Source organism: Kitasatospora sp. NPDC052896 (assembly GCF_044547075.1).
Classification (GTDB): Bacteria; Actinomycetota; Actinomycetes; order Streptomycetales; family Streptomycetaceae; genus Kitasatospora.
Genome location: NZ_JBITZU010000001.1, coordinates 994,983 through 1,011,220, shown reverse-complemented (window position 1 = coordinate 1,011,220; position 16,238 = coordinate 994,983). Strand labels below are relative to the sequence as shown.

The following is a 16,238-nucleotide window of genomic DNA, read 5'->3' as shown; positions in this document are numbered from 1 at the left end:
GGCTCGGTTGACGCCGCTCAGTTGACGGGCGGCGGCGTCCGCCGGGCGGCGCGGACGTAGAGCGCCGCACTGCCCGCGTACACCAGCGCGACCCCCGCCACCACACCCACCGATCGTCCGTTCAGCGGCAGCACCAGCGCGGTCACCCCGGCAGCCGCCACGAAGGCCACGTTGAAGAGCACGTCGTAGAGCGCGAAGACCCGGCCGCGGTAGGCGTCCTCCACCGAGTTCTGCACGATCGTGTCGGCGCAGATCTTGCTGCCCTGGGTGACCACGCCGAGCAGCAGCGCGGCGGCCATCGCGGGCGCGACCCGGAACGGCAGACCGAGCGCCGGCACGAAGACGGCGGCCGAGCCGAGACAGCCGGCCATCCAACCGGCCAGCCCGAGCCGCCGGGTGAACCAGGGGCTGACCACCGCGGCGAGGAAGAAGCCCACCGCGGAGAAGCCCAGCGCGGTGCCCAGGGTGGCCAGGCCGGCCTGGCTGTCCTCGGGGTCGTTGAAGGTGTAGCGGGAGAGCATCAGGACGGTGACGATCAGCACGCCGTAGCAGAACCGGGCAGCGGTGACCGCGGCGAGCGCGTGCACGGCGGGTCGGCAGTCCCGGAGCAGGTGGCGCAGGCCGGCGGCGAACTCGTGCCCGGCCTGGCCGAGCGCCTGCCGCAGATCGGGCCGGTCCGGGTGGTGCTCGGGGCCGAGCAGCTCGGGGGCCATCCGGTGCGCGGCCAGCGCGGCGGCGAGGTAGAGCGCGGCGGCGACCGTGACCAGCGCCGCGTCCGCCTCCGGGCCGGGAGCCATCACCTGGTGGAAGAGGAAGCCGATCCCGCCGCCGCAGGCCGCCGCGACGGTGCCGAGAGTGGGGGAGAGGGCGTTGGCGGTGACCAGCTGGGCGGGGGCGACCACCCTGGGCAGCGCGGCGGAGAGGCCGGCCAGGATGAACCGGTTGAGCGCGGTGACCAGCAGGGCGGCGGCGAAGAACAGCCAGTCCGGGGCCTGTCCGAGCAACAGGGCGGCGGTCACCAGGCCGAGCCCGAAGCGGGCCAGGTTGCCCAGGTAGAGCACCTGCCGGCGGCGCCAGCGGTCCAGCAGGACCCCGGCGAACGGGCCGATCACCGAGAACGGCAGCAGCAACACGGCCAGCATCGAGGCGATGTCGGCCGGGCTGGACTGCCGCTCCGGCGAGAAGATCACGTACGAGGCCAGCGAGACCTGGAAGACCCCGTCGGAGAGCTGCGAGAGCAGCCGTGCGGTGAGCAGCCGGCGGAAGTCGCGGGTGCGTACCAGAGCGCCGAGCGTGGCGCGGCCGGTGGACGGGTTGTCGGGAGCCGGAGCCGGCCGTCGGGTGATCGCCACCCGCCCAGGGTGTCATGACGACGGCCGATGTTTCACGTGAAACATCGGCCGTCGTCATGGGCGCGGAGCCCCTACGGTCGCGGACCGCTCAGCGCGAGGCTCCTGCAGTCGCGAACTTCGCTGCGCTCAGCGCGAAGCTCCCACAGTCGCGAACTTCGCTGCGCTCAGCGCGAGGCTCCTGCAGTCGCGAACTTCGCTGCGCTCAGCGCTCGACCTCGCCGCGGATGAACTTCTCGACGTTCTCGCGGGCCTCGTCGTCGAAGTACTGGACCGGCGGGGACTTCATGAAGTACGAGGACGCGGAGAGGATCGGGCCACCGATGCCGCGGTCCTTGGCGATCTTCGCGGCGCGCACCGCGTCGATGATCACACCGGCCGAGTTCGGGGAGTCCCAGACCTCGAGCTTGTACTCCAGGTTCAGCGGAACGTCACCGAAGGCGCGGCCCTCGAGGCGGACGTAGGCCCACTTGCGGTCGTCGAGCCAGGCGACGTAGTCGGACGGACCGATGTGGACGTTCTTGGCGCCCAGCTCACGGTCGCGGATCTGCGAGGTGACGGCCTGGGTCTTGGAGATCTTCTTGGACTCCAGGCGCTCACGCTCGAGCATGTTCTTGAAGTCCATGTTGCCGCCGACGTTCAGCTGCATGGTGCGCTCCAGGATGACCCCGCGGTCCTCGAAGAGCTTCGCCATCACGCGGTGCGTGATGGTGGCACCGACCTGCGACTTGATGTCGTCACCGACGATCGGCACGCCGGCCTCGGTGAACTTGTCGGCCCACTCCTTGGTGCCGGCGATGAACACCGGAAGGGCGTTCACGAAGGCGACCTTGGCGTCGATGGCGCACTGCGCGTAGAACTTGGCGGCGTTCTCGGAGCCCACCGGCAGGTAGCAGACCAGAACGTCGACCTGCTTGTCCTTGAGGATCTGCACGACGTCGACCGGGGCCTCGTCGGACTCCTCGATGGTCTGCAGGTAGTACTTGCCGAGGCCGTCCAGGGTGTGGCCGCGCTGCACGGTCACGCCGGTCGGCGGCACGTCGCAGATCTTGATGGTGTTGTTCTCGCTGGCGCTGATGGCGTGCGCCAGGTCCTCGCCGACCTTCTTGGCGTCGACGTCGAACGCGGCGACGAACTCCACGTCACGGACGTGGTAGTCGCCGAACTGCACGTGCATCAGCCCGGGGACCTTGCCGGCCGGGTCGGCGTCCTTGTAGTACTCGACACCCTGCACCAGCGACGCGGCGCAGTTGCCCACGCCCACGATGGCTACGCGAACCGAACCCATTCCGGTTGCTCCCTGTGATCTCGTGAGACTCGCCGGAGATCGACGGGCCTCTTTGCTACTCATCTGACAATCTGAATGGCGCGCTGCGCCCACTCCCGCCACGTGGCACCGGGGCCGGTGGCGCGGGCTGCTCCTAGCCGGAGCGCCCGGGGCGGTCCCGGCCGGTTCGGTTGGCCCGCTCGGTCTCGATCAGCTCGTTGAGCCACCGGACCTCGCGTTCCACCGATTCCAGCCCGTGCCGCTGCAGTTCGAGCGTGTAGTCGTCGAACCGCTCGCGGGTGCGGGCGATCGAGCTGCGCATCCGCTCCAGCCGCTCTTCCAGGCGGCTACGGCGTCCCTCCAGGACCCGCATCCGCACCGCCCGGTCGGTCTGGCCGAAGAAGGCGAAGTGCACCCCGAAGTGCTCGTCCTCCCAGGCGTCCGGACCGGAGTCCGCGAGCAGCTCCTCGAAGCGCTGCTTGCCCTCGGCGGAGAGCCGGTAGACGATCTTCGATCGCTTGCCGTTGAGCGCGGTCGCCGGGACGTACTCGGTGTCGGGGTTGTCCTCCACCAGGAAGCCCTGCGCGACCAGGCCCTTCAAACACGGGTAGAGCGTCCCGTAGGAGAAGGCGCGGAACGAGCCCAGCAGCACGTTGAGGCGCTTGCGCAGTTCGTACCCGTGCATCGGGGCGTCGTGCAGCAGGCCGAGGACGGCGAACTCCAGCACTCCAGAGCGCCTGCTCACCCTCTCCGGCCTCCTCTCCTGCGGTGTCTCCGCGGACACATCGCACGCGGTATGCCGCTGCGATGTATCGACTCGATATATCGAGAACGATAGGCCGGGGTCACGATTCGGGCAAGGGGGGCACGGGTGAATGTGATCACAGGACTTCTGAGGGGGCTCGGGCACCCTCACGTCAAGGCCAACTCGGGGGTTATTGGCAACGGCCATGTAATGATCTGCTGGCGTTTCGTAACTCTTGTGGGGATATGCCCGATTAGCTCGTATTTCTGGATGCGTACGCTGTCGCGTGTGCACGAGGACCACCACCGGGGCAACGGGCCGCACGACCACAGGCCTAGGGCGGTTGCGGGCATCGGAAGTGGAATCCGTCTCCAGGCGCCTGTGCCTGGCCTAGGAGTTACTGGACTATGAGCGAACGACGGCGAAGGTCGCCGAATGGTGACGGCAATCAGCAACCGCCTGGTTATGGCGGCGGGCGTCCGTACGCCTACGGCACGCCGCCGGAGGGTGCGCCGTCCTACGGCGCCTCCGGCCGGGCCGGCGCGCGCGGTCCGCAGAACCTGCGGGAGACCGCCCAGCAGCCCCGGATGACCCGGGCCGAGATGCGCAAGGCCGCCCAGAAGGGGGGCCGCAACGCGGCGCCCGCGGGCGGTGGCGGCCGGGGTGGCCGCGGCGGCGGTGCCAAGCCGCCCGGCAAGAAGCGGTTCATCGACTACCCGCGCTGGGGCAAGAGCGGCATCCGCCGCTGGCTGCCCTCGTGGAAGCTGATCCTGTCGCTGTTCCTGATCTTCTTCGGCGGCACCACCGCGGCCGTCGGCGTGGCCTACGCCGAGACGACGGTTCCGGACCTCAACAGCATCGTCAGCGACCAGAACAACATCTACTACTGGGCCGACGGCTCGGAGATGGTCCGCACCGGCAGCACCAACCGGCAGATCGTCCCGCTGAGCAACATCAGCGTCAACGTGCAGAACGCGGTGATCGCCGCCGAGAACGAGACCTTCCGCACCGACAGCGGCATCGACCCCCAGGGCATGGCCCGAGCCATCGTCAACATGGCGGAGGGCCAGTCGACCCAGGGTGGTTCGACGATCACCCAGCAGTACGTGAAGAACGCCTACCTGAACCAGGATCAGACGGTCTCCCGCAAGCTCAAGGAGATCTTCATCACCCTGAAGATCAACCAGAAGATGTCCAAGGACGACATCCTCGACGGTTACCTGAACACCAGCTGGTTCGGCCGCAACGCCAACGGCATCCAGGCCGCCGCCCGCGCCTACTACGGCATCGACGCCAGCAACCTGAGCCCCTGCCAGTCCGCGATGCTGGCCGGCCTGCTCAAGGGCGCCGGCCTCTACGACCCCAGCCTGAGCGCGGGCAACCACGCCCGGATGTTCGGCACCCCGAGCGACCCGGCCAGCGGCCGCTGGGAGTGGATCCTGGGCAAGATGGTGAGCACCAAGGCCATCACCCAGGACCAGATGAACCAGTGCGTCTCCGCGGGGCTGCCGGAGCCGATCAAGCTCCAGCCGCAGGCCGGCCTGACCGGCGAGATCGGCTACCTGGTCGACACCGCCAACCAGTACATCGAGAGCAAGGATCCGACGATCACCGACGCCACCCTGACCAGGGGCGGCTACCGGATCTACACGACCTTCCAGAAGGACAAGGTCGACGAGCTGAAGCAGGCCGTCGACGACGCCGATGCGAAGCTGAGCCCCACCAAGCGCCCCGACACGGACACCAACGTCCAGGTCGGTGCCGCCTCGGTGGTGCCGGGTGACGGCGCTCTGGTCGCGATCTACGGCGGTCCGGGGTACGACCAGAAGTACTTCACCAACAACGCCAACGCCTCCGGTGTCCCGGTCGGCTCGACCTTCAAGCCGTTCGTGCTGGCCACCGCGATGCAGGTCGGCGTGCAGACGCCGAGCGGTACCAAGAAGATCAACCAGGACAGCCGGTACCTGGCCGACGACATGAGCGTCATCTACAAGCCGGACGGCACGCCGGTGCTGGACAGCAACAACCAGCCGTTCCGGCAGAAGAACGACGAGCCCGGCCCGCAGGGGTACGTCACGCTGGCCAAGGCGATGGCGCAGTCCTTCAACGTGCCGTACGTGCAGCTCGGCGAGAACGTCGGCGGCACCAACGTCGAGGCGCTGGCCCAGCAGATGGGGTTGAGCAAGGCGAGCTTCGCCGACCCCAACACGGCCTCCTTCGCCCTCGGCACCTCCACCCCGAACGCGATCCAGATGGCCTCCGCCTACTCGGTCTTCGCCGCCCGCGGCCAGCAGACCGACGTGTACTCGGTGACCAAGGTCGAGTTCAGCGGCCAGTCCCGGCCGGGCTTCGGCAAGCCGACCCCCAAGCCGGTGCTGGACCAGGCGGTCGCCGACAACATCACCCAGGTGCTGCAGGGCGTGGTGCAGAACGGCACCGGTACCAAGGCCCAGGCCGTGGGCCGGCCGGTGGCTGGCAAGACCGGTACCACCGACGACTACAAGTCCGCCTGGTTCGACGGGTACACCCCGCAGCTGGCCACCGCGGTCAGCATCTTCCGCGAGGACCCGAACAAGGGTGTGCTGATGTCGCTGAACGGCACCGGCGGCTCGACCGACGGTTTCTACGGCGGTGACGTCCCGACCGAGATCTGGGCCCAGTACATGAAGGCCGCGCTGGGCAACTCCCAGGTCCAGGACTTCCCGACGCCGCAGCCGGTCAACACCGAGGTCGACGAGTCGGGTGCGCCGAGCACCGCCTCGCCGTCCCCCTCGGCCTCCGCCTCGGTCTCCGCCTCGCCGACGGTCTCCGCGCCGGCCACCACGGCGGCACCGTCGCCGTCGCTGACCTCGGTGGCCCCGGCGCCGACCACCGAGGAGCCGACCACCGGGCCGACCTCGACCTCGACCGGCCCGCCGAACGGCGGCGGCTGCGGCTTCTTCGGCTGCCCGCCCACGTCGACGCCGACCAGGGGCCACGGTCACTCGCCGAGCCCGACGGACACCGCGACAGCCGGTCCCACCGACGGTGGGGGCGGACTCGTCGGAGGATGACCGCCCGCGGCGGCCCTGCACCTCGCAGGGCCGCCGCGGCCGTTTCCGGGGTGGTCCTCGTGGCGGCCCGGGAGGTACGGCAGTATGTCCGCCATGACCTCGATCGCGCGTGACGAATCCGCCGAGCCCGGGCCGACCATGGTCGAGGGCCCCCCGGCCAACACCGTGGTCGTTCCCGCGGACGAGGATCCGGTCGCGGCGGCCGGCAGCGAACTGCTCGGCGGGCCGCCCGGTCGCAGGGCCCTGCTGGGCGTCTCCTGGTGGATCCCGGCCCGGGTGCTGGCCCTGCTGACCATCGTGTCCTACCTGGCCGGCATGGTGCAGAAGCTGCCCTGCTACACCAGCGGCTGGTTCTTCGGCCTCACCGCGCAGTACACCCACGCCTGCTACAGCGACATCCCGCACCTCTACACGGCGCGCGGCTTCTCGGTCGGGCTGCACCCCTACCTCGACCAGATCCCCTCGGCCACCCCGGACATGAAGTTCCTGGAGTACCCGGTGCTGACCGGGTTCTTCATGCAGATCGCCAGCTGGCTCACCCCCACCGCCGGGGTCATCCAGGACCGCGAGCGCTGGTTCTGGATGGTCAACGCCGGGATGCTGCTGATCTGCGCGGTGGTCACCGTGATCGCGCTCTCCCGCACCCACCGCCGCCGGCCGTGGGACGCCCTGCTGTTCGCCCTGGCGCCCTGCCTGGCGCTGGACGCCACGATCAACTGGGACCTGCTGGCGATCGCGCTGACCGCGGTCGCGATGGCTTACTGGTCCGGCCGGCGCCCGGTCTGGGCCGGTGTCTTCATCGGCCTGGCCACCGCCGCCAAGCTCTACCCGGTGCTGCTGCTCTTCCCGCTGTTCGTGCTCTGCTGGCGGGCCGGCCGCTGGCGGGAGTTCTGGCGGGCCGCCGGCGCGGCGGTGGTGGCCTGGCTGGTGGTCAACCTGCCGATCATGCTGGCCAACTTCGACGGCTGGGCGACCTTCTACACCTTCAGCCAGACCCGCAAGGAGGACTACGGGTCCTTCTGGATGATCCTGATGCAGGACCGCAACCAGTCCCTGGACGGCCTGAACACCTGGATCGGCGTGCTGCTGGTGCTCTGCTTCCTGGCCATCGGCTGGCTGGCCCTGTCGGCCCCGCGCCGGCCGCGCTACGCCCAGCTGGTCTTCCTGGCGGTGGCCGCCTTCGTGGTGACCAACAAGGTCTACTCGCCGCAGTACGTGCTCTGGCTGATCCCGCTGGCCGCGCTGGCCCGGCCGCGCTGGCGCGACTTCCTGATCTGGCAGGCCTGCGAGGTGCTGTACTTCCTCGGCATCTGGTCCTACCTGGCCTACCTCGGGGACACCAAGCAGCACGGCATCGGCCAGGACTGGTACCACTTCGCGGTCCTGCTGCACCTGCTGGGCACGCTCTACCTGTGCGGCATGGTGATCCGCGACATCCTCCGCCCGGAGCTCGACCCGGTCCGCTGGGACGGCAGCGACGACCCGTCGGGCGGGGTGCTGGACCTCGCCACGGACGTCTTCGTGCTGGGCCAGGCCCGCCGGCTGCGCGCGGAGGAGTCCTACCGCGCGGAGGAGCCCGTCGTCGCCCCCGTCCCCTGACGATCGGCCACCCGGTCGAAGTGCGTGGTGGTGTGCCGGACGTTGACGCTCAGCTCGTCACCGATGGCCGGCGGCTTGCCGGGGCCGGGCAGGAACAGGATGCTCACCTGCATGTGCGGCGGCTCGGCGAACCAGAGCTGCCGCCCGTTCCACTGGTACGGCGACAGCACCCGGTTGAGCGTGGCCAGCCCGGCCCGGGCGATGCCCTTGAACCGCGGCAGCACGCCGTGCACGTACTTCGGCGACTCCAGGCCGACGCCGTGCGCGGTACCGCCGGAGACCACCAGCAGGTGGCCGTCCGAGGGCGCCCGGTGCTGGCGGTAGCCGTACCGCTCGCCGCGCGCCACCGGCGTCACGTCCAGCACGGTGGCGCGGGCCTCCAGCGCGCCGACGTCGCCCAGCCAGAGCCGGGTGCCGATCCGGGACCGGAACTCGGTGCCCGGGTGCCGCTCGGCCAACCGGGCGATCCCGGCCGAGCCGAGGTGGCTCAGGAACACCGTGCGGACCGGCAGTCCGACCGCCGCGATCGCCCGGATCCAGTCGGAGACCTCGAGCGCCGGGTCGGAGTCGTCCGGCCGGTCCAGCGGCAGGTGCAGCGCGAAGCCCTCGAAGCTCACCACGTCCAGCGATGCGGCCAGGTGCGGGAGTTCGGCGCGCGAGATGCCGTGCCGGCGCATGCTGGTCATGCACTCCACCACCACCCGCGCCCCCGGCAGCGCCCGCAGCGCCTCCACGCTCGCCACCGTCCGCACCACCCGGGACGGTAGCGGCCCGCCCTCCTCGCCGATCCGGTACGGGGTCAGCACCAGCAGCTCGCCCGGGTAGCCCGGCAGCGCCTCGGCGGCCTCCGCCGCGGTGCCCACCGCCAGTATCGGGCGGCCCAGTCGGCCGGCCTCGGTGGCCAGCCGCCGGTTGCCCAGGCCGTAGCCGTTGCCCTTGGCCACCGGGACCAGCCCCGGGAACTCCGCGAGCAGCGCGTGCTGATGGGCCCGCCAGCGTTCGGTGTCCACGTACAGCGAGAGGGTCATCGGACTCTCCGAGGTGGTGCCGGATGGTTCCTGTTTCAGCGGCGGGACATGTAGAGGTCCAGCGCCCGGTGCAGCAGCTTGTTGAGCGGGAAGTCCCACTCGCCGAGGTACTCGGCGGCCTGGCCGCCGGTGCCCACCTTGAACTGGATCAGCCCGAAGAGGTGGTCGTCCTCCTCCAGCGTGTCGCTGATCCCGCGCAGGTCGTAGACGCTCGCGCCGAGCGCGTAGGCGTCCCGCATCATCCGCCACTGGACCGCGTTGGACGGCTTGACCTCGCGGCGGTGGTTGGCGGAGGCGCCGTAGGAGTACCAGACGTGGTCGCCGACCGTCAGCATGGTGGTGGCGGCCAGCGGTTCGCCGTCCAGGTAGGCGAGGTAGAGGCGCATCCGGTTGGGGTCCTCGGAGGTGAGCGCCTGCCACATCCGCTGGAAGTACGCGAGCGGGCGCGGGGTGAACCGGTCCCGCTCGGCGGTCACCTGGTAGAGCTGGTGGAAGACCGCCAGGTCCTGGTAGCCGCCCTGGACCACCTCGACGCCGCTCTTCTCGGCCTTCTTGATGTTGCGCCGCCACAGCTGGTTGAAGCCGCGCTGGATGTCGTCCAGCGAGCGGTTGGCCAGCGGTACCTGGAAGACGTAGCGCGGCTGGACGTCGCCGAAGCCGGCCCCGCCGTCCTCGCCCTGCAGCCAGCCGGACCGGCGCAGCCGTTCGGCCAGGTCGAAGGCGCGCGGCTCGTACCAGTCCGGTTCCAGGTCGCGCAGCCGCTTGGCGTCCTTGTTGGCCATCGCCTCCTTGATGGTGGCGGCGTCCCAGCGCCTGATCACCACCGGCGGGCCCATCTTCACCGAGAACGCGCCCTGCGCCTTGAGGTGCGCCAGCAGCGGCTGCAGCCAGCGGTCGAGGTCCGGGTCGAACCAGTCGATCACCGGTCCCTCGGGCAGGTAGGCCAGGTAGCGCTTGACCTTCGGCAGTTGCCGGTAGAGCACCAGGCCGGCTCCGACGACCGCGTCGGAGGCGTCGGTCCAGCCGATCGACTCGGTGCGCCACTCCGCCTTCACATCACCCCAGGAGGGCACCTGCATGTGGCTCGCGGAGGGCCGGCTGCGCACGAAGGCCAGGTGCTCCTCGCGGGTGATCGTCCTCAGACGCAGGCTCATGCTCGGGGTGCTCCTTGGCTTCGGGAGGGCTAATTGCACCTTAATGCCCGAATAGTCCGATTCGGGTGGGTCCCACTGCGGCGCGTTGACGGAACCCTAGAACCTGTCCTGGACGGCGAACGGCGCTCCCCGTGCGGAGAGCGCCGTCCCGGGGTGCGCGGCCTGTTACCAGGCCCCGCCGAAGAGCCCGCCGTGGGCCAGGGCGATCCCGAAGCCCACCGCTGACGCGCCCAGTGCGATCACCACCACGAACCGCTCGGCCGTGGTCGCCGAGATGAACTGACCCCACAGGCCGGTGACGATCCCGGCCAGCCCGGTCCACGAGCCGAGGATGTGCAGATGGGCGAAGAAGGCCGAGACGATGGCCACCAGGCCGAAGGCCACGGTCAGCCCGACCAGGGTGTTCTCCTTGGGGTGGGGGTGGCCGTCGGTGTTGAGGGTGAGTACGGGGATTCGGCGGAGCGTCTGTGCCATGAAACCCACCTCCTGCGGGGGCGAGGACTGCGCGTGAACCCGTTCTGCCCAGATTGCTCCGGTTGACCCCCTGATCTCAACCCGTACGCGTTTTGTTCGGCCGGATGGGTGCGGGTAGGCTGTGCGGTCTGCACTGGTGTAGTTGTGCCGCCTTGTGCCCGTTCGCGGGTCACCCCTTCGTGGGAGGGCGGCCGACCGATGTCCGACCCGGCCGCTACGGTGAGCCGGTGTCGTCGCCGAACCGGTGCCGACGCTGTACAACCCTCCTGCCACGGAGAGACCGTGGCCGCTGAGTCCAAAGGAGGTGGGTTACCCATGCGTCACTACGAGGTGATGGTCATCCTCGACCCCTCGGTCGAGGAGCGCGCTGTCTCCCCCATGATCGAGAACTTCCTCAACGTCGTCCGCACCGGTGGCGGCAACGTGGAGAAGATCGACACCTGGGGCCGGCGTCGCCTGTCGTACGAGATCAACAAGCAGTCCGAGGGCATCTACACGGTCATCGACCTGAAGGCCACCCCCGAGGTCGTCAAGGAGCTCGACCGCCAGCTGTCGCTGAGCGAGTCGGTTCTGCGCACCAAGGTCCTGCGCCCGGACACCCACTGAGCCACCGCTGAGGCCCCCGGGCCTCCGGTAGCTCGCGTCCGATGTTTCACGTGAAACATCGCTGAACGGAACTCCTCCTCCCGAGAGGTCAGCACACCATGGCAGGCGAGACCGTCATCACACTCGTCGGCAATCTCGTCGACGACCCCGAGCTGCGTTTCACCCCCTCGGGTGCGGCGGTCGCGAAGTTCCGCATCGCGTCCACTCCCCGCACCTTCGACCGCCAGACCAACGAGTGGAAGGACGGCGAGAGCCTCTTCCTCACGTGCAACGTCTGGCGTCAGCCGGCGGAGAACGTGGCCGAGTCGCTGCAGCGCGGCATGCGCGTCATCGTGCAGGGCCGACTGCGCCAGCGGTCTTACGAGACCAAGGAAGGCGAGAAGCGGACCGTCTTCGAGGTCGAGGTCGACGAGGTCGGGCCGAGCCTGCGCTCGGCGACCGCCAAGGTGACCCGGGCCAACCGGTCCGGCGGTCCTGGCGGTGGCGGCTTCGGCGGCCAGCAGGGCGGCGGCGGTTACGGCGGTGGCGGCCAGCAGGGTGGCGGCGGCTGGGGTGGAAACTCCGGCGGCGGCCAGTCCGGCCCCTCCGACGACCCGTGGGCGTCCAGCGCTCCCTCTGGTGGCAACCAGGGTGGCGGCGGCTGGGGAGCCCCGGCCGGTGGTGGCTACTCGGAAGAGCCTCCGTTCTAGAGCTGACAGATTTCGTGCGACCCGGCCCGGTGCCCCGGCACCGGTCCGGATCGTGAACCCCTTTTGGAGCACATGATGGCGAAGCCGCCTGCTCGCAAGCCGAAGAAGAAGGTTTGCGTCTTCTGCAAGGACAAGGTCAACTACGTTGACTACAAGGACACGAACCTGCTGCGGAAGTTCATCTCCGACCGTGGCAAGATCCGTGCCCGCCGGGTCACCGGCAACTGCACCCAGCACCAGCGTGACGTCGCCACGGCCGTGAAGAACAGCCGTGAGATGGCGCTGCTGCCCTACACCAGCACCGCGCGCTAAGAGAGGGTGACCGAAGAATGAAGATCATCCTCACCCACGAGGTCTCCGGCCTCGGTGGCGCCGGCGACATCGTCGACGTCAAGGACGGCTACGCCCGTAACTTCCTGGTTCCGCGTGGCTTCGCCATCCGCTGGACCAAGGGCGGCCAGAAGGACGTGGACGCGATCCGTCGCGCCCGCAAGATCCACGAGATCCAGACCATCGAGGCGGCCAACGAGTTCAAGGCCAAGCTCGAGGGTCTGCAGGTCAAGCTGGCCGTTCGCTCCGGCGACGCCGGCCGCCTGTTCGGCTCGGTGACCCAGGCCGACGTCGTCGAGGCCGTCAAGGCCGCCGGCGGCCCGGCGGTGGACAAGCGCGCCGTCACGATCGCCTCGCCGATCAAGACCGTGGGCACCCACAAGGTCTCGGTCAAGCTGCACGCCGACGTCCAGGCCGACCTCGACGTCGCCGTCGTCTCCGCCTGAGCGCAGCACCCGCAGTGACCGGTCGAGGGCCGGGGCTCCTCGCGAGCCCCGGCCCTCAGCCGTGCTTCCGCGTTTCAGCCACGGACCGCACCGGCCACCAGCCAGCGGCCGGTGCGGGCCCGGGCGACCAGGAAGGCGCCACGGACCAGCATGAACAGGTTCATCGCCGACCAGAGGCCGACCAGCCCCCAGCCCCATGCCGGCACCGCCAGCGCGACCGGGGTGAAGGCGGCCAGCGTGCCGAGCATCGCCCAGGCCAGGTACCGGCCGTCGCCGGCGCCCATCAGCACCCCGTCCAGGACGAAGACCAGGCCGGCGGTCGGCTGGGTCAGCGCCACCAGCAGCAGCACGGTGGCGAGCTGGTGCCGGACCGCCGGATCCGGGGTGAAGAGCGGCACGTAGAGCGGCCCGCAGAGCACCACCAGCAGGCCGAGCAGGACGCCGGAGCCGACGCCCCACTCGACCATCCGCCGGGTGGCCGCGCGGGCGCCCGGCAGGTCGCCGGCGCCCAGCGAGCGGCCGATGATCGCCTGCCCGGCGATCGCGATCGCGTCCAGCGCGAAGGCCAGGAAGCTCCACAGGGTCATCGCGATCTGGTGGGCGGCCACCTCACGGTCGCCCAGCCGGGCGGCCACCGCGGTGGCCAGCACCAGCACCGCGCGCAGGCTGAGGGTGCGGACCAGCAGCGGGCCGCCGGCCCGGGCGCAGGCCCGGATGCCGGTCCGGTCGGGGCGCAGCCCGGCCCGTTCGCGGCGGGCGCCGCGGACCACCACGGTGAGGTAGCAGGCGGCCATCCCGGTCTGCGCCAGCACCGTTCCCCAGGCGGAGCCGGCCACGCCGAGGCCGGCGCCGTAGACCAGGCCGAGGTTCAGGCCCAGGTTGGCGGTGAAGCCGGCCAGCGCCACCAGCAGCGGGGTGCGGGTGTCCTGCAGCCCGCGCAGCACCCCGGTGGCGGCCAGCACCATCAGCATCGCCGGGATGCCCAGCGCGCTGATCCGCAGGTACTCGACCGCGTACGGGGCGGCGGTGGGCGAGGCCCCCAGGGCGGCGACCACCAGGGGCGCGCCGACCAGGGTGAGCAGCACCAGCGGGACGGCGAGCAGCAGGGCCAGCCAGACGCCGTCGACGCCCTGCTGGACGGCGGCCCGGCGGTCCCCGGCGCCGATCCGGCGGGCGACCGCGGCGGTGGTGGCGTAGGCGAGGAAGACGAAGACACCGGTCAGGGTGGAGAGCACGGTGCCCGCGACGCCGAGGCCCGCCAGTTCGGCGGTGCCGAGGTGGCCGACGATCGCCGAGTCGCCCATCAGGAAGAGCGGCTCGGCGACCAGTGCGCCGAAGGCCGGCACGGCGAGCGCGAGGATCTCCCGGTCCTGGCGGCGCCGCTCGGTCCGGTCGGGTCGGTCCGGCCTTGGCATTCGGAGCGGCAGGGCGCTCCGGACGGCGGGCGGAGGTGTCATGGGGACACCGTAACCATCCACAGGTAAGTGGCGCAATGGCTGATTGGTCGTTACTTCCTGCGGGGGGCGGTGAGGTCTATCGGTGCTCGGTCGGGCACTGTCCCCAACTGTGTGAAGTATTTCTCATGCACAGCCGGTGGATTAAGTCCCTGCAGGTCAGCGAGTTGACACCGAGTGGATGGTCTGGTTATCCACAGGGTCGTCCACATGCTTGTGCACAGCTTTCGGGCAGTTGTCCACAGTGATGGGACCATCATCCACACGCCCTGTGGATAACCGTCTTGGTCGAAAGCCCGCCGGCCCCTTAGCGTGGTCGCTCGTCCGACGCGCCACGCTCGTACCCGGCGTCCGTTTCGTCGGCCGAGTGGCGTAAGAAAGAGGTGGCCACGGCCATGACCGCACCCACCCGTCTCGGCCCCCAGGCTCCCGCACCACACTCGCACCGCTCGCTGATCGGGGAACACGCGTGACCGGCCCCCAGTACGACGCCCACGACGTGCCTCCGCCCCCGGAGGACGACTGGCAGCCGTCCGACGACGCCTTCGCCGGCCCTTACCAGCCCGACGGTCCGAGTGACCGGTTGCCGGTCTCCCGCAACCGCTCCGGCGCTCCCTCCGGCCAGCAGGGCGGCGAGTTCCGCAAGCGGGACCGTGACCGTGACCAGGACCGCGGCCGGGACGGCGACCGCTCCGGCGGTGTCGAGGGCTTCGAGCGGGTCCCCCCGCAGGACCTCGCGGCCGAGCAGTCCGTCCTCGGCGGCATGATGCTCTCCAAGGACGCCATCGCCGACGTGGTCGAGGTGCTCAAGCCGCTCGACTACTACCGGCCGGCCCACGAGCTGATCCACAGCGCGATCCTCGACCTCTACGCCCGCGGCGAGCCGGCCGACCCGATCACCGTGGCCAGCGAGCTCACCAAGCGCGGCGAGCTCAGCCGGGTCGGCGGCCCGGGCTACCTGCACACCCTGGTCAACTCCGTCCCGACCGCCGCCAACGCCGAGTACTACGCCGAGATCGTCCACGAGCGCGCGGTGCTGCGCCGGCTGGTCGAGGCGGGCACCCGGATCGCTGGCATGGGCTACGCCGCCGAGGGCGACGTGGACGAGATCGTCAACGCCGCGCAGGCCGAGATCTACGCCGTCACCGAGCAGCGCACCAGCGAGGACTACGCGCCGCTCTCCGAGATCATGGAGGGCGCGCTCGACGAGATCGAGGCGATCGGCTCCCGGGCCGGCCAGATGTCCGGCGTCCCGACCGGCTTCGCCGACCTGGACCAGCTCACCAACGGCCTGCACCCCGGTCAGATGATCGTCATCGCGGCCCGTCCGGCGATGGGTAAGTCCACCCTGGCGCTCGACTTCTCGCGGGCCTGCTCGATCACCAACGGCCTGCCCAGCGTGATCTTCTCGCTCGAGATGGGGCGCAACGAGATCGCCATGCGCCTGCTCTCCGCCGAGGCCCGGGTCGCCCTGCACCACATGCGCTCGGGCAACATGACGGACGACGACTGGACCCGGGTCGCCCGCCGGATGCCCGAGGTCACCGCGGCCCCGCTCTACATCGACGACTCGCCGAACCTGTCGATGATGGAGATCCGCGCCAAGTGCCGCCGGCTGAAGCAGCGCAACGACCTGAAGCTGGTGGTCATCGACTACCTCCAGCTGATGCAGTCCGGCGGCTCCCGGCGGGCCGAGAGCCGGCAGCAGGAGGTCTCCGACATGTCGCGAAACCTCAAGCTGCTGGCCAAGGAGCTGGAGGTGCCGGTGATCGCGCTCTCCCAGCTGAACCGTGGTCCCGAACAGCGCACCGACAAGAAGCCGATGGTCTCCGACCTGCGCGAGTCGGGCTCGATCGAGCAGGACGCCGACATGGTCATCCTGCTGCACCGCGAGGACGCCTACGAGAAGGAGTCACCCCGCGCCGGCGAGGCCGACCTGATCGTCGCCAAGCACCGAAACGGCCCCACCGCCACCATCACCGTGGCCTTCCAGGGCCACTACTCGCGCTTCGTCGACATGACCCGGGACTGATCCGGGCCGGTA

Annotated in this window: 14 protein-coding genes; 7 read left to right on the top strand and 7 right to left on the bottom strand. The window is 70.1% G+C overall.

Annotation, left to right across the window (positions count from 1 at the left end):
• Window positions 1-17: 17 nt before the first annotated feature.
• From ACIGXM_RS04730 to ACIGXM_RS04720, 3 genes are all read right to left on the bottom strand, one after another.
• The gene (locus tag ACIGXM_RS04730) at window positions 18-1,352 is read right to left on the bottom strand and encodes an MFS transporter (protein ID WP_396556777.1); all 1,335 of its coding nucleotides are present in this window, start codon (window positions 1,350-1,352) and stop codon (window positions 18-20) included.
• Between the two features lie 202 nt (window positions 1,353-1,554).
• Window positions 1,555-2,637: an inositol-3-phosphate synthase gene (locus ACIGXM_RS04725; protein ID WP_396556775.1), complete on the bottom strand. Its 1,083-nt coding sequence runs from the start codon at window positions 2,635-2,637 to the stop codon at window positions 1,555-1,557.
• A gap of 133 nt (window positions 2,638-2,770) precedes the next feature.
• Window positions 2,771-3,361, bottom strand: coding sequence for a helix-turn-helix transcriptional regulator (locus tag ACIGXM_RS04720; protein WP_396556773.1), 591 nt, complete (start codon window positions 3,359-3,361; stop codon window positions 2,771-2,773).
• 407 nt (window positions 3,362-3,768) lie between these two features.
• Between ACIGXM_RS04720 and ACIGXM_RS04715 the strand changes: the two genes are divergently transcribed.
• Together ACIGXM_RS04715 and ACIGXM_RS04710 are read left to right on the top strand one after the other, a co-directional pair.
• Window positions 3,769-6,414 (top strand): transglycosylase domain-containing protein, encoded by a 2,646-nt coding sequence (locus ACIGXM_RS04715; protein ID WP_396556771.1) that lies wholly within the window; start codon window positions 3,769-3,771, stop codon window positions 6,412-6,414.
• Between the two features lie 93 nt (window positions 6,415-6,507).
• Window positions 6,508-8,013, top strand: a complete 1,506-nt coding sequence (locus ACIGXM_RS04710; RefSeq protein ID WP_396556769.1) for a glycosyltransferase family 87 protein — start codon at window positions 6,508-6,510, stop codon at window positions 8,011-8,013.
• Here the strand turns inward: ACIGXM_RS04710 and ACIGXM_RS04705 are convergent.
• From ACIGXM_RS04705 to ACIGXM_RS04695, 3 genes are all read right to left on the bottom strand, one after another.
• Window positions 7,974-9,041 carry an alanine racemase gene (locus ACIGXM_RS04705; RefSeq protein ID WP_396556767.1) on the bottom strand — a complete coding sequence of 356 codons (1,068 nt, stop codon included), beginning with the start codon at window positions 9,039-9,041 and terminating at the stop codon, window positions 7,974-7,976. The genes ACIGXM_RS04710 and ACIGXM_RS04705 overlap by 40 nt on opposite strands.
• A 35-nt stretch (window positions 9,042-9,076) precedes the next feature.
• A complete protein-coding gene (locus ACIGXM_RS04700; protein WP_396556765.1) occupies window positions 9,077-10,195 on the bottom strand; it encodes a lipid II:glycine glycyltransferase FemX in 1,119 nt (372 codons plus the stop codon).
• Window positions 10,196-10,360: 165 nt separating this feature from the next.
• Window positions 10,361-10,669: a hypothetical protein gene (locus ACIGXM_RS04695; protein WP_396556763.1), complete on the bottom strand. Its 309-nt coding sequence runs from the start codon at window positions 10,667-10,669 to the stop codon at window positions 10,361-10,363.
• A gap of 315 nt (window positions 10,670-10,984) precedes the next feature.
• On the opposite strand from ACIGXM_RS04695, the gene rpsF reads away from it, so the two are divergent.
• From rpsF to rplI, 4 genes are all read left to right on the top strand, one after another.
• Window positions 10,985-11,275 (top strand): 30S ribosomal protein S6, encoded by a 291-nt coding sequence (gene rpsF / locus ACIGXM_RS04690; protein WP_396556761.1) that lies wholly within the window; start codon window positions 10,985-10,987, stop codon window positions 11,273-11,275.
• A 98-nt stretch (window positions 11,276-11,373) separates the two neighbouring features.
• Window positions 11,374-11,964 carry a single-stranded DNA-binding protein gene (locus ACIGXM_RS04685; RefSeq protein WP_396556759.1) on the top strand — a complete coding sequence of 197 codons (591 nt, stop codon included), beginning with the start codon at window positions 11,374-11,376 and terminating at the stop codon, window positions 11,962-11,964.
• A 75-nt stretch (window positions 11,965-12,039) separates the two neighbouring features.
• Window positions 12,040-12,276 (top strand): 30S ribosomal protein S18, encoded by a 237-nt coding sequence (gene rpsR, locus ACIGXM_RS04680; protein ID WP_030304537.1) that lies wholly within the window; start codon window positions 12,040-12,042, stop codon window positions 12,274-12,276.
• Between the two features lie 17 nt (window positions 12,277-12,293).
• Window positions 12,294-12,740 carry a 50S ribosomal protein L9 gene (gene rplI / locus ACIGXM_RS04675; protein ID WP_396556757.1) on the top strand — a complete coding sequence of 149 codons (447 nt, stop codon included), beginning with the start codon at window positions 12,294-12,296 and terminating at the stop codon, window positions 12,738-12,740.
• 74 nt (window positions 12,741-12,814) lie between these two features.
• On the opposite strand, the gene ACIGXM_RS04670 is transcribed toward rplI, so the two are convergent.
• On the bottom strand, window positions 12,815-14,155 hold the full coding sequence (locus tag ACIGXM_RS04670; RefSeq protein ID WP_396557384.1) for an MATE family efflux transporter: 1,341 nt from the start codon (window positions 14,153-14,155) through the stop codon (window positions 12,815-12,817).
• Window positions 14,156-14,693: 538 nt separating this feature from the next.
• Between ACIGXM_RS04670 and dnaB the strand changes: the two genes are divergently transcribed.
• Window positions 14,694-16,226 (top strand): replicative DNA helicase, encoded by a 1,533-nt coding sequence (dnaB, locus tag ACIGXM_RS04665; RefSeq protein WP_396557382.1) that lies wholly within the window; start codon window positions 14,694-14,696, stop codon window positions 16,224-16,226.
• The last annotated feature ends 12 nt before the right edge of the window (window positions 16,227-16,238 follow it).

Bases quoted from the DNA above. Each gene is read 5' to 3' on its own strand.
- ACIGXM_RS04685 (WP_396556759.1), top strand. From the start codon at position 11,374: ATGGCAGGCGAGACCGTCATCACACTCGTCGGCAATCTCGTCGACGAC.
- ACIGXM_RS04705 (WP_396556767.1), bottom strand. From the start codon at position 9,041: ATGACCCTCTCGCTGTACGTGGACACCGAACGCTGGCGGGCCCATCAG.
- ACIGXM_RS04715 (WP_396556771.1), top strand. From the start codon at position 3,769: ATGAGCGAACGACGGCGAAGGTCGCCGAATGGTGACGGCAATCAGCAA.
- ACIGXM_RS04700 (WP_396556765.1), bottom strand. From the start codon at position 10,195: ATGAGCCTGCGTCTGAGGACGATCACCCGCGAGGAGCACCTGGCCTTC.
- rplI (WP_396556757.1), top strand. From the start codon at position 12,294: ATGAAGATCATCCTCACCCACGAGGTCTCCGGCCTCGGTGGCGCCGGC.
- rpsF (WP_396556761.1), top strand. From the start codon at position 10,985: ATGCGTCACTACGAGGTGATGGTCATCCTCGACCCCTCGGTCGAGGAG.
- ACIGXM_RS04670 (WP_396557384.1), bottom strand. From the start codon at position 14,155: ATGCCAAGGCCGGACCGACCCGACCGGACCGAGCGGCGCCGCCAGGAC.
- ACIGXM_RS04695 (WP_396556763.1), bottom strand. From the start codon at position 10,669: ATGGCACAGACGCTCCGCCGAATCCCCGTACTCACCCTCAACACCGAC.
- rpsR (WP_030304537.1), top strand. From the start codon at position 12,040: ATGGCGAAGCCGCCTGCTCGCAAGCCGAAGAAGAAGGTTTGCGTCTTC.
- ACIGXM_RS04725 (WP_396556775.1), bottom strand. From the start codon at position 2,637: ATGGGTTCGGTTCGCGTAGCCATCGTGGGCGTGGGCAACTGCGCCGCG.
- ACIGXM_RS04710 (WP_396556769.1), top strand. From the start codon at position 6,508: ATGACCTCGATCGCGCGTGACGAATCCGCCGAGCCCGGGCCGACCATG.